Origin of the sequence: Clostridium lentum, assembly GCF_014287815.1 — a bacterium.
GTDB classification, from domain to species: Bacteria; Bacillota; Clostridia; order Clostridiales; family Clostridiaceae; genus Clostridium; species Clostridium lentum.
Genome location: NZ_JACOOQ010000003.1, coordinates 139,108 through 153,843, shown reverse-complemented (window position 1 = coordinate 153,843; position 14,736 = coordinate 139,108). Strand labels below are relative to the sequence as shown.

3 protein-coding genes are annotated in these 14,736 nt (G+C 28.1%); all 3 read right to left on the bottom strand.

Annotated features, from left to right (window positions below):
- Window positions 1–115: 115 nt before the first annotated feature.
- Window positions 116–1,888, bottom strand: coding sequence for a single-stranded-DNA-specific exonuclease RecJ (gene recJ / locus H8R92_RS03150; RefSeq protein ID WP_186834710.1), 1,773 nt, complete (start codon window positions 1,886–1,888; stop codon window positions 116–118).
- Between the two features lie 10 nt (window positions 1,889–1,898).
- Window positions 1,899–2,432 carry a DJ-1 family glyoxalase III gene (locus H8R92_RS03145; protein ID WP_186834709.1) on the bottom strand — a complete coding sequence of 178 codons (534 nt, stop codon included), beginning with the start codon at window positions 2,430–2,432 and terminating at the stop codon, window positions 1,899–1,901.
- 161 nt (window positions 2,433–2,593) lie between these two features.
- On the bottom strand, window positions 2,594–14,545 hold the full coding sequence (locus H8R92_RS03140; RefSeq protein ID WP_186834708.1) for a DUF5011/hyalin repeat domain-containing protein: 11,952 nt from the start codon (window positions 14,543–14,545) through the stop codon (window positions 2,594–2,596).
- Window positions 14,546–14,736: the final 191 nt, after the last annotated feature.

Genomic DNA, 14,736 nt, shown 5'->3' with positions numbered 1-14,736 from the left:
TATGCCCACTATACTGACATATCCCTTTTTTAATCAAATACTATTTTACTTATTTTTTATCATTATGTCTATACTTTTATATTAATCTAATTTATATTTTTTTTATTTTTTACAATTATTGTGCTATTCTAAAATTATTTATTACTATTTGTACCTTTTTATTCCCCATATATTCGTTAATTTCTGGATAATAAACAAAATCCATTTTAATACCTCTTGCATTACCATCTAAAAGTTTCATATATTCCATTTCACCATAGCTATTTTTAACTTCTTCCTCAAAAGCATCAACATCACCAAAAAATATACCATCAATAAACAAATTTCCATCTGTTAAGTTTAATTTTAAAACGTTTTTATCTTTACCTAACACTCTAGCTCCTCTTACAGTTAAATTTTTCACTGCAAAACTTGGCTTAGAATTACCTTTTCCATAAGGTTCTAATTTAGCTATTTCATCAATAAGTCCATAATTTATCTCACTTAATTGAAGTGGCATATCAATAGATACCTTAGGAATTACATCTTCATCAGTTAAAACTGTAAGTTCATTAAGTCTTTTTCTAAACTCTTCAATATTTTCTTTGGGAATTGACATTCCAGCAGCCATTGGATGTCCACCAAACTTTCCTAAAATATCTTTACATTTTATTAATTCTTCATACATATTATATTCTTCTATAGAACGTCCTGACCCCTTAGCTCCATCATGGGTCTTTGTAAGCACAATAGCTGGTAGATTATACTTTTCTCTAATTCTTCCTGCAATTATCCCTGCTATACTTTCATGAACATCTTCTAGATATACCACCAAAACTTTATCTTTATTCATATTATTTTTTTCAATTACTTCAATGGCTTTTTCCAAACCTTCCTTTGTTAATTCTTGCCTATCCTTATTTAATTCATGAAGCTTATCAGCTAACTCTTCTGCCAACTCTTTATTTTCTTCCATTAATAATTTCAATGCCCATATGGCTTGCTCTAATCTTCCAGAAGCGTTAATGCTAGGCCCTATAACAAAACCTAAAGAGTAAACATTAATAATTTTTCCTTCTAAACCAGTTGCCTTAAATAACGCCCTTAAACCAATATTATTTGTATTATTAATAAGTTCCAATCCTTTTTTAAGCATTATTCTATTTTCATCTACCAAATCCACTACATCACAAACAATAGCTATAGCAACATATTGTAGCAGTTCAATAGCTTCACTTTTAGGGATATTAAATTGCCTATAAAGTTCTTCAATAAACTTAAAAGCAACTCCAGCTCCACATAAACTTTTAAATGGATAGTTGCAATCTTTTCTCTTAGGATTTACAACACAATTTCCCTCTGGAATTATATATTCCCTACTTCCATCCTCTTTTTCTATAAATGGAATATCATGATGATCTGTTACTATAACCTTTAACCCTAATTCTTTAGCTAATTTAATTTGATCTATGGCAGATATTCCATTGTCACAAGTAATAATGACATCAATATTATCTTCTGCTGCTTTTCTTATTATACTTTCATTTATTCCATAACCTTCTTTTATTCTATCTGGTATATGAAAACTTACATTGGCATTGCATCTACTCAATGCCTTATTTAAAATATAAGTACTTATAATGCCGTCCACATCATAATCTCCCACTATAAGTACTTTCTTATTGTTTTCTATACTCTCTTTTATTAAAGCTACTGCTTTAGATAAATCTTTCATACTCTTTCCATCATGCAAATTATCTATAGTTGAATTTAAAAAAGATTTTGCTTCATTTAATTCATATATACTTCTATTAACCATAAGTTTTGCAACAACAGGGCTAACACCTAATGCTTTTGCAAAACCTATAGTATTAAACTTTACATTTCTAACAGTCCATCTTTCCATCATAATTATCCTTTTAAAAAAGCATTGCTTTTTTTATCTCATCTACTTTTTCTGGTGCTATTTGTTTTAATATTTCAAAAGCAAATGGAATTGCTGCTGCTGGCCCTCTTCCTGTAATTATATTTCTATCAATAACTACTAATTCCTTTTGATAATTGCAGTTTCCTAATTGCTCTTCAAATCCTGGATAACATGTTACATTCTTACCTTCACTTATACCAGCTTTACCTAATGATATTGGTCCTGCACAAATAGCAGCAATTATTTTGTTCTTACTATTAAACTCTTTTAATAAATTAATAACTCTTTCATCATCTCTCAAATTTACTGCTCCTGGCATTCCACCTGGTAATACCACCACATCATAATCCTTAATTTCTTCATTAAAAACTTTATCTGCCTTTAATGTTATATGATGTGATGTTGTTACTTTTTGATTCTTTGTAGCAAATGTATGACATTCTATACCTGCTCTTCTTAATATATCCACTGTTGTTAATGCTTCTATAGTTTCAAATCCTTCTGCTAATAATACAGCTACTTTCATATATTTCTCCTTTTTAATTTAATATATTCTTGTTATATAAAATAACTTTTATCTATCATAATATAACTTTAATTATATCATAGCAATATTTAATTCACTAAAAATTAAACTAAAAAGGAAGCAGTAATTAATCTAAACTGCTCCCTTTATTTTTTCTTTAATTATTCAAATTTAAATACTAACTGGAATTTTCCTGTAACACTTCCACCTTTAAAGTTTTTACCATGTTTACTTATAAATCCTATACTAGCTTCTTTTGGTTCAGAACTCATTGTTTCTCTTCTTGGTAATACTCCTATTGAGGTATTTATTACATTAACTTGATTTTCATTAAAATCTTCATTTGCTCCAGTTCTTGAACTTGGCTCTTCTGAATCTCCTGGAGAACCCATATTAGATGTATCATTAGATTGTTTATCTGTTGATAACCATAAAGGATTACTTTCTGTATTATAATTTGATTCTGTTAAAGTTCCTTCTTTTACATAAATACCTAATGCCATCTTTTTCATTGATTCCTCAATTCCAAGATCTTCCCAATTACAAGAGTCTGGGTCTACAATTTCAAGTTCTCCTGAATTAGCTTTCTTAGCAAATGATGCAACGCTAACTTTTACTGGACTTGTATTATTATTTTTTAATTTTAATACTCCAGATACAAAGCCATCATTTTCTGTAATTTCATCTTGATTTTCACTTGGCATTAAGTTTGTTACAACTTGGAATGGAAGCTTAGTTGGTACTGTTACATTTATAGTTCTAACAACTTGTATATCAACTTCTTTCTCTGTTGTCTTTCCATATAAATCAGTAGCAACATATGTTGCATGATAAGTAGCAGCTTTATTAGGATTAACATCATTACTTTTAACTTCTACCTTAGTAGTTTTATTATAAAGCTTATCATCATCATCACTTACATCTACAGCTGTTTTTAAATACTTTTCAATAGATTTTTTATCACTTTCTACCGAATTAAGTTCTATGATTGCATTTTTATTTGTTGCAATTGTTGGTCTATCATAAACAGTTATTGTACTTGATTTTGTAGTAGTACGTTGATTACTATTAGTAACTGTATATGTAAATTCATACATACCAACTTTAGATGTATCTATATCTTCATTACCATACTGTATATTTTCAATTTTTCCATCAATGTTATCTTTAGCTGATACACTATCCTTTAATGTTTGATAATCTATACTTCCTCCTTTTTCTACTTCAATATCAATCATTCCCATTATTTGAGGAGCAGATTTATAAGTTGCTACTAAACCATCTTTCGTTAATGTAAATACAGCTTCTGTTAAATTTAAACTATTATCTACACCATCAGAATAATCCTCTCTAGCACCTTTTATATTACCTTTTATAATAACTTTTTTAGGTGTTGTATGAGAAATAGTTAATGTATCTCCATATTGATAATTAAAATCCCTAAATTGATCTCTAATTGACTGAGCATTACCATTTACATTACCATTAATAGTAATAGTCTTTTTAACAACTCCATTTTCCCCCTTTAACACCATTGTAAATACAGTTTTATTTACTCCATAATCAATTTGTGTACCATTACTATCTATAATAGATATTGTTCCACCATTAGATGTTCTAGTATTATTGGTTCTTGGAGAAATTTTAATCTTAAGTGGTATTTTTTCTGGTGCTACTAATGATATTAAATTTTCATTTTCATTTATTTGATCAGTTGTTGGAGGAACATACGTTGCCTTTAATCCTGCATCTGTAATTTCAAATTTAGTATTTATAAGATTTTCTGGATTTTGAACTTTATCTGAATAATCTTCTGCTGCATTTCTAACTGGTCCATCAATAGAAAAGATTTGTGGATGTCCTGCATAAATTTCAATTTTTGTTCCATAAGGAAATTCTTTTTCATTAATTGTTTTTAAAGCCTCACATACTCTTCTTTTATCAAAAATACCATCTAAAGTTACAGTTATTTGTTCTCCTTGTGGTTTAGTCACTTTTATTTCATAATACTTATCATGAGTAGAAGTTGTAAGCCTATCAAATTCTGAAACTTCAAACTTTATTTTAATTTTTCCCACTTCTTGTTCATTAGCTTCTACTTTTTCGAATTTCATTATTATTTTTCCATCAGAATCAAATTTAACTACATTTTGAACTATACCATTTTTTAACATTATATTTTTTCTTTCTCCAAAAGTAATTCTTCCCCAAGAATCTGTTACTTTATAATATAGTGTATTTTCACCAACTTTTTGCTCACCATATACTTTTATACCATTTCCTGCTAAAGTATGTTCTCCATCTGAGCTTTTTTCTAAAACAGTTTCTTCAGCATTTTCATAATTAGTATTATCACCTACAAACTTTTCATTCCATTTAACTTCTACATTATCTTTAGTTAAAGTATCATGGTCATCTGAAATTGTAACACCTCTTAAGTAATTAAAATCATCCCCTTTAGTACCATCAAAATCATCTGTATTAGCAGTTCTTGTAGGTTGTGATGAATTTTCTTCTACATTAGAATTAGTTTTTCTTTTAGTACCATCTAGCTTAATGTCTTTATCTATTTTTATTGTTGGTGCATTATTATAAACTGCTTCTAACCCTAAATCTGTAAACTTAAATCTAACATTTTGAATTTTATCAATATCACTAACTCCATTTTCATAAGTTACATCATTACCTTTATTAACAACAGTTCCTTGGATTTTTACAGACTTCATTGTTGCTTCAGTTACACCTTCTATAGCAATATATTGTCCATTAAAATATTCAAATTGTTTGTCATTTTTATTTGATGAATTACCTCCACCTTGAGAACTTCCATTTGCTGAGTTTGTTGAACTTTCTGTACTATCCTCAATATCTGAAGCGGTTTTAGTTTGTGGTTGTTCTGTTTCTTCGCCTTTTGTTTCATCTTTAGACTCTGAATCTGAATTAACTTTATTTAATTCATTTTCTATTTTTTCTTTTGCTTTTTTTCCAGTATCACTTCCTAAAATATCTACAGATTTTAATACCTTTCCATTTGCATCATAAATCTTTACTGTTAAAAATGTTCCAGTAGGATTATTAGAATCAAATTCCTTTTCATCATTGCTTCCAGTAATAACTTGAATTCTATTTTTATTATGCTCATTATCTCTAATAAATTTTATAGAAAACGAACTATTTTTAACAACTGCATTATCAATATTATTTCCATCTCCTGGAGTTGTAGTATCTCCTTCTCCACTACTCTCTTGATTGCTATTACCACCGTTTTCTCCTGGTGCAGTTTCAGTGCTACCATCTGTACTTCCTGCTGGAGTTTGAGTTCCCTCTGTTACTGAACCTCCAGCTCCTGGAGTATGATTAGTATTTTCACTATCGCCTTCAGCTTCAGTAGTTCTAGTTTGAGATGTTTCTCCTTCAGTAGTATTTTCTGATGATTGATTAGGTTGTTGTATGCTTTCTGAAGTACTTCCACTAGTTGTTGAATTTTCTTTTGGATAAATATTTATACTATTACTATCCATAGCAGATCTAATTTCAATTTTACCTGGCTTTTCTGCACGTCTTCCCCAACTGTCTTCAACAACATAAGTTATATTTTGAATTCCTAATGTATCATAATCAACATTATCATCATTTACCGTTACTTCAGTTGGACTTATTATACCATCATGGTCATCAATTATTGTTAAAGTATCTGGAGCCTTTAATAAGTTACCCTTGTAATATGGAATTGCTACATCAGTGTTTCCTTTAATTTCAGGTGCATTATTATAGATATATTTTAATCCATCACTTAAAATTTCAAATCTACCATTTTCTAATTTATCTCTTTTCTCATCTGAAGTAAGTGTTCTCTTATATCTATATTTTTTAGATTCTTCTTTAGAATTTTCTTTTTCAGTAGTAATACTGCCTGTTATATCTATTTTATTGTCTATTACTTTTGACCAAACACTTAATGAATAACCCTCTTCATAAGGGAATGCATTTATTCTATTTATTATAGTTTCATCAATTTGTTGATCTCCTCTTAAAGCAATAGTTCCTAAAGTTTTTCCTAAACTATCAAATGCATTTATTTCAAAAACCTGAGAGTTATCTAAATAATCAATACTTTTATTTTTATATTCCAATACTCTAAGTTTTCTTTCTATAGAATCAAATCCTATTACAAGAACATTATTATTATCTCTATCTTTTACAGTTAACTTTACTTTTTCTAAATCTGTTCTAGGTTCAACAGTTATTACTCTATCAACTGTAGTAGTAGCACCCCAACTATTTGTTGCAGTATATCTTACAGTATAAGTTCCTTCTTTTAATTTAGTAAACTTATTTTTATCTTCAGTTGTTGTTCCATTTTGACTTGAATCATCAGTATCATTTTCATCCTCTTCAGTAGTTACTGTTTTAGTATTAGAGGTTATTTCTTCTACTGTTAATTTATAATCATCATTATTTTGATCATTAACATTTACTGATACACCTTCTAAAAGATCTAAAGTATCTCCTCTTTTTATAGTTGTATTAGTTGCTCCATTTATAACTAAGTTCTTTTGTGTTATTTCTTTAAGCCCATCATCAGTTATTTTAAATCTAACTTGCGAATACTTATCAGTTGTTCCAAAACCATTTTCATAAGAATTAGCAACTGTTGAATTTCCATTAGAATTTTCTGAAATAATATTTCCTGTAATTTTAACTGCATTAGGATTTTGTGCTTTTAAACTTATAGTATCATATTTATCAAATTGTAACTCATGAAGATTCTTTAATTGTTCTTTATCATGTTCAGTATTACCATTTAATGATATATTAACTTTTTCTTCCCCTTTTGAATTTCTTACAACAATTTCAAAGTAATTTTCTGTACTTGTTCTAGCTAAACTTGAATCTTGATTTTCACTATTTTGATTACTATTAGTATTATTATTTTCTTGATTTGCAGATTCAGTAGCATCATCACTATCTTCTTTATCTACAATACTATTTTCATTAGGTCCTTTTAATAAAATTTTATTATTTTTAGTATCAAAAGTAATTCTAAATGCTGGATTATTTGTTGAATCTAAATCATTAGGCCCATAAACTTTTATTTCATTTTCTCTTGTTTTAGATTCTACTTTTACAGTAGTTTCTATCATGGTTGTTCTTGCCCATTTATCATAAAGTAAATATTTTACTTTATAAGTACCAACTTTATTAAAGTCATACTCTCTATAAGAATTTTCATTACTATTACGATTTTGATTTACAGTTCCTATAAGTTCATCATTTACATATATGTACAGATAATTTATAGATATATCTGTATCAATTTCATCACTTACATTTATTCCATCTAATAAATCTACAGTACCTTTACTAATAGTTCTAATCTTTTTAACTCCAGTTATAACAGGTGCTTTATTGTATTTAGCACTTAACCCATCATTACTAACTTTGAATCCAGTGTTTTTCATATAATCAAATTTATTATTATCATTATTCATTTGATCATTAGTTGGAATATCTCCAGTTACAGTTCCTGTGATTTCAATTCCTTTTAAATCACTTCTATATACTCTTATAATATCACCAGCAACATATTCTAAATCATTAAGTTCTGATAATTTAGGAGATGTACCTCTATCATTTCCAGTTAAAATAATTTTCTTTTTTTCAGTACCATTTTTACTTTTAATTTGGATTGCAAATGCAGTTTCATCTAATTTATCATTAGATAATCTTTCATTTGTTTGATTATATACCTTATATTTATTAGTAATAGTATCAAAACCTATTTCAAATGCAGGTGTTCTATTTTTATTTTCTTCATATTGCCAAGGTTTATTTTGTGTTGAAGAATTACTTCCTGAGCTTGAACTACTTGAACCTGTGTTTCCAGAACTTTCACTTCCTGAATTTAAATTAGAATCATCTGTATTACCACTTTTTAAATTTGAATTTGCTGGAGTAGTTACTCCGGGATTAGCACTTTCAATTGAACTATTACTATCTCCATTTTCTCCAGGTTTAGTGCCTGCTTGTTCATTACCAATTTGAGGATATACTTTAAATACATTTTTATATAAATTAGGTCTTACTGTAACTTTTCTTTCTACTCTTGTAGTTTTTCCCCAACGGTCAGTTGCTGTATAAACTAGTATTTTTTCACCTAGCTGACTTGTGTTAAGTTGCCAATTTATATTATTATTGCTATTAGAATTAGTATTAGTTGTCACCGTAGTTGTGCCATTTTGTTTAAGAGCAACTGATTTTGTTAAATTATTAGGATCATGATCATCAGTATATGTTACTCCATTACCGACATTAAATACTTCATTTTGATATACATCTATATCTTCTACACCTTTTATTTCAGGTGCCTTATTATATATAGACTCTACTCCTTCACTAGTTAACCTAAATACAACATGATTCATATTATCTGGATCATCAACACCATTACTATAATCTTCTCTTGCATTTTTTATATCACCTTTTATAATGGATCTATTTGGTTCATCATGCCATAAATATAAGCAATCATCATATTCAAATGTTTGACCATTCCAATTTTTGTTTTTACCGTTAAAATTCGAATCTTCGTTGCTAGTATCCATAATTTGTTTACCAAAATCATTACCTCGAAACTCATTTTGTCTCACTATTCTAGTACTTCCATTACTCTCTTTTCGTATAAGAGCTATTTTATAAACAATATTACTATCACCATATTTTAACTCTGTTCCCGTTGCCTCTACTACTTTAAATTTTTTATTTTCAAAATCAATTTGAATTTTGAAAGGAAATTTCTCTTGAGCAACTGGTCCAAATACAACTTTATTATTATTTATATTATTTTTATCTGGATTAGTATATATTGATTTTAATCCACTTTCAGTAATTACAAATTTTACATTTAATAAGTTTTCAGGATTTTGAACTCCATCAGTATAATCTTCTCTTTGATCATTTATACCACCTGTTATATAAAGCAACTGTGGATGTCCATGATAAATTTCAAAATAATCTCCATATTCAAATGTATAATCCTTCAAATTTTGCAAAATACTAGCTGTAACTGTTTGTGATGCATTAATTCTTATTTCTTGAACAATAACAGTTTCCCCAACACCATTTTCATTTGGTCTATGCACTGAAATTTTTACATAATCCGGATTTGAACTATTACTAAACTTTTCATCTTTAGTAGTAATATTTAATTTTTTAGTCTCATGATTAAATTTAATTCTTATTGGCTCTTGACCACTCCCAGACTTAAATATAATTTCATTTTTATCAATACCATTTTTTATCAATAAATCTCTTTCAATTGTTGTTGTTCTTCCCCAACTATCTGCAACTGTTAATCTAACTTTATTATTACCTATTTTTAAATGCTTCTTTTGTTCTTCTAAGAACTTTTCTTCTTCTGTTTTGTTTAAATCATCTTCTTCACTTGAGCTATCATTTTCATTTTGGTCATTATCCTCACCTGAATCACCACTTCCACTTGAAGGCTCATCATTTATAAGAGCTTCTTCTTCATTTTCTGTAGTTTGCTCTGTATTTTCTGAGCTAGAATCACCCCCACTTCCTGAATCTGGACTACTTTCTATTTCAGTACTTGAACCTGGATTTCCATCAGGTTGTGTTCCTCCACTATTAGTTTCTTTTGGAACAATAGTAATTTTTATCTTTGAATTATCAATAACATGATTACCTGTTGGATTATCTCTGTCATCTTTTACTTCTATATTTTTTGTATAATCAATAATATCACCAGCATATGCCGCAAGTGTTTCAGTATTTAAAATTTTTATTTTAGGTGCTTTATTATAAATAGCACTAACTCCATCTACAGTAAAAAGAAATCTTACATTATCAATATAATCACTTTCATCTGTTCCTTGTGAATAATTAATACTTTTGTTTTCTTCCTCACCTAATTTATCATTATCTTTAACTTCACCTTGAATTCTTATTCTTTTTGGTGTATTACTCCATAATGCAACATAATAATCATCATAAATTGTTATTTTTTCTAATTCTTTTTTTAATTCTTCTATATTTTTTGCTTTTTCTTCTGTTAACTCAATTTTTCCAACTTCTTGTTCATCAACATCAAATACAGTTAATTTAAATACAATTTCATTTTTTGTTTGTTGATTATTACTTTCTCCAGTTCCCCCCGGTTGTTCTACCCCCTGTGAATTATCAGGATTTTGTATAGTTGAATCTTGCTCTGGAGGAGTAGCTCCTTCTTCTGGTCTACTTGTACCTGAAGAACTTCCTTCTTCACCATTAATTGAAGGTGACGTTTGTACTATATCATTTCTATTATCAGCATCACCAGTTTTAGCTTGTACCTGCTCACCATTTGAACTATCTGTTCCTTGTGGTGGTTGTTCAGATGGATCTTCTGATTCACTAGGCTCTTGTTCTCCTTGTGAAGGTTGACTATTTTCTTTTTTACTTACATCAAATATATTTGATATAGGATTATACTTAAGTGAAAATAAATTTTCACTTCCATTCTCATTGTAAAATTCAATATCATTTGATACAGATCTTGATATTACAGATACAGTTCTTTGATATGTAGTACTTCTTCCCCAAGCATCAGTAACTTTATAATTTAATTTAAACTCTTCAATTTCATTAGTTTTTATATATTTATCTTCACTACTATCTTCAGATTTTAATTTAAATTTAAACTTACTTTTTGAGTTACTTTCACTCTTTTCAGGTTTAACTATATTTCCATCAACATCAGTAACTTCTATACTATCAATATTAATATCACCACTATCATCTTTTACTTCAAGATTTCTTGTTGCAACAGCTTGAGTTATATCATCATTTTTATATACATATAATTTTTCATTTAATCCTATAATTTTGGGTGCTTCATTATATATTGATTCTAAACCAGTTTCTTTAATTTCAAATCTAGTGTTCTTCATAGCTTCTTGACTTCTAGAAGCTTCAAAACCATTTAATATTACATCTGATTTACCAGAAATAAATATACCATCTTCAGAATCATAAACCCATAAAGAAATATAATCAGAATATTTATATGATAAATTATTAATTTCATTAACTTTATCATCCTTCATCAAATCTGCCTTAGTTAAAGTTATAGTTTTAACTACTTCTTCACCTTTACCAACTGAATTTTCTTCACTTGCTTTAGTACTTGAATTTTCATTCTTTTTTCTTATAAGTTTAAGTTCAAATACTTTATCATTATCTTTTAAACTACTTGGTATTTTACTTCTGTCAATTTTATCAACTACAAACTTTTTAGTTTCATCATTTAATTTAATAGTTAAAATAGGGTCAAATGTTTCATTATTTCTAAGAGTAATATAATTATACTCCAATGAATTTAAAGGATATACAGTTACTTTTCTTTTTACTAATGAACTTCTTCCCCAGCTATCTACAACTCTATATTCAACTTCTTTTTCACCTATAGTAGTTAAATCAAGGTTTCCTACTATAACTTTTTCTTTTAGCTCTTCACCTTTATCATGATCATCACTAACAGTTATGCCTTCCATTAATTTTTTCTTTAAATCTTCTTCACTTATATTTTGATTTCTATCAAACTCTAAATTAACTTTATCATCTATTTTAATTTTAGGTGCACTATTATATACATAAACTAATTTAGTATCTTTCAATTCAAATCTTACATTTTTCATAAAATCTGTATTATCAATTCCATTTTCATAGTTTTCATAATCATTAGAGTCTTGTTTTTCACTTGTACTACTTGATTCTTCTGAGTTACCACTTTGAGTTAAATTACCTTCTCTAGTATTTTGTTCTGAAGATTCTTGTCCATTATTTCCTGAGCTTCCACTTCCATTTTGAGTTCCTCCTGAAGCTTGTTCTTGATTTCCTCCTGAACCCTCTCCTTCAGTTGATGGTTGTTGTGGCGTTTCAGTTGAATCTTGCCCCGGTGTACTAATTGAAGGTGGTTGTACTGTTCCATTTGGTTTTGTCTCTCTATCTACACCATGAATTACTATATTTTTAGGATTATTTGACCATACTTCTATATAATCTTCTACATTATATTTATACCCATCAAACTTCTTTAATACAGTTTTTAAATTATCAGTACCTTTAATATTTAATGTTTTTTGTAATACTCCACCTTTAGTATAAACTTTTAACTTAAATATAGATGATGATACAGTTGGATCTATTTTCGTATCTTGTATATTTTCTAAATTATCTATCAATAGTTTGTGTTCTACTGAATCAAATTTTATTTTAAATAAACTTTGATTTCCATTTTTAAATTCTATATACTTAGCATCCATTGGGTTAGTTGATGTAACTGTTAATTTTCTTGTTGTAGTACTTGATTTTCCCCACTTATCTGTAGCAGTGTAAGTTATAGTTTGTTCTCCTACTTTTTTTACATCATAAGAAGTATACGTTATAGAAACAGCCTTGGTATCTAAATTATCAGCATCAAATTTATCAAAATCATCAGTGATTTTCTCCTTTATTCCGTCTAAGGGATCAAATGACTCCCCTCTTGAAATCGACTTTTCTTCTAAGTTTTTAATTGTTGGTGCATCATTTGTAACTTCCTGTAATCCAGTTGCTGTAATTTTAAATCTTCTAGATGAAATATCTTGATTATCCATACCATTAGAATAATCCTTAGTTGTACTGCTAGTTCTATTTTGTGTACTATTATTGGTCTTTTGATAAACACTTATATTTCCTCCTATTTTAAGCTTAGGTTTAACTATATTAGAATCTTGTGAAGTATCACTTGTTCCTTGTTCAGTTTCTGCATGCCATATCCCTATGTAATCTCCTTCTTCATAAAGTTGATTGGCAATTTTATCCAACTTATCAGAATCACTTTTATCATTTCCTAATAAAGATACCGAAGCTTTTTCATTCATATCCTTATCATATAATACAAATTTAAAATACTCACTATCTCCAGTATTACTTAATTTTCTACCATCTTGATCAGCAATTTGAATTTGCTTTGCTGTAGTATCAAACCTTATTAAAAATCTTGTTTTTTGTCCATTAAAATAAGGTGTACCTTCCACTGTTATTTCATTGGCAGCTAATCCAGTAGTAGCTTGGCTTGTACTATTATTTGTACTTGCAGTACGTAAATTTATTTCTTCCCTAATAATTTGGGGTTCTTCTTGCTTTACTTCTTCTTGCTTTACTTCTTCTTGCTTTACTTCTTCTTGTTCAACTTTCTTAGGTGAAATCTTTCTCTTACCAGTTGCTTTTCTACCCCAGCTATCTTCAACAGTATAACTTACATCTAAAACTCCATCTTCAAGTTCTGTTATTAAAGGTACAATCTTAGAATTATCAATATCTCCATCATAATCATCCTTTATTGATATTCCTGTAAAAATATCATTCGTAGGATTTTCTGATTCTTCAATATCTGTAAGTCCACTTATAACTGGTGCTTCATTATATACAGTTTTAAGATGATCTTCTTCTACTTGGAATCTTACATTTCCAATATAATCATAATTATCAATTCCATCAGAATAATCTTCCTTTTGCTTGTCCACATCACCTTGAATATTACCAGTAATCTTTAATACATCCTTACTATCAGTAGGTGTTATTTGTATAAAATCTCCTACTTCATAGTTTAAGCTTTTTAATGGCTCTAACTTTTCAGAATTTCCCGTATCCTTACCTTTAAGTTCTACTGAAAACTTTTCTTTTTGCTCTTTATCAAATATCTTTATCCTATACATTGTTTCTTCTGGAGATTCTTCTGATATATTCTTTTCAGATTGTTCACTAACAACGAACTTCTTTTCCTTTTCATCAAATCCAATAGAAAACAATAGTTCATTAGTTTTATCTATATATGCATTAAAAGTAACTTTATCAAGTCCTAATTCTTCTTTTGATTCAGTTTTTTCATTTTTGTTTACTTCATCAGTACTTGAATCATCTTCTTCCTTATTATTTTCTTCAGCATCAACCTGCGATTTATCGCTATTTATAACACTTTCTTTAATTGTTTTTGCAATTGTATCAACAGGTAATGTTTGAGAAAATAATGTTGCTGCACAAATAATAGAAACTAACTTTTTATTCATTTGTTCTTCACTCCTCTCTAATTATTATCTTTTTTCGACTATATAATCACCTCTTTTTTTATATATTTTAATAATATTTAATTTTAAAGAGCTCATTTTTTATATTAACATTTTAATAATATTTTCTCAATTATTAAACTTATCATTTTCTGTGTTTTTGCGTAGTATTTTATTCATTTGGCGTTTTTAAA

Excerpts from the sequence above, each read along its gene's own strand:
- recJ (WP_186834710.1), bottom strand. The coding sequence starts at position 1,888 with ATGATGGAAAGATGGACTGTTAGAAATGTAAAGTTTAATACTATAGGT.
- H8R92_RS03140 (WP_186834708.1), bottom strand. The coding sequence starts at position 14,545 with ATGAATAAAAAGTTAGTTTCTATTATTTGTGCAGCAACATTATTTTCT.
- H8R92_RS03145 (WP_186834709.1), bottom strand. The coding sequence starts at position 2,432 with ATGAAAGTAGCTGTATTATTAGCAGAAGGATTTGAAACTATAGAAGCA.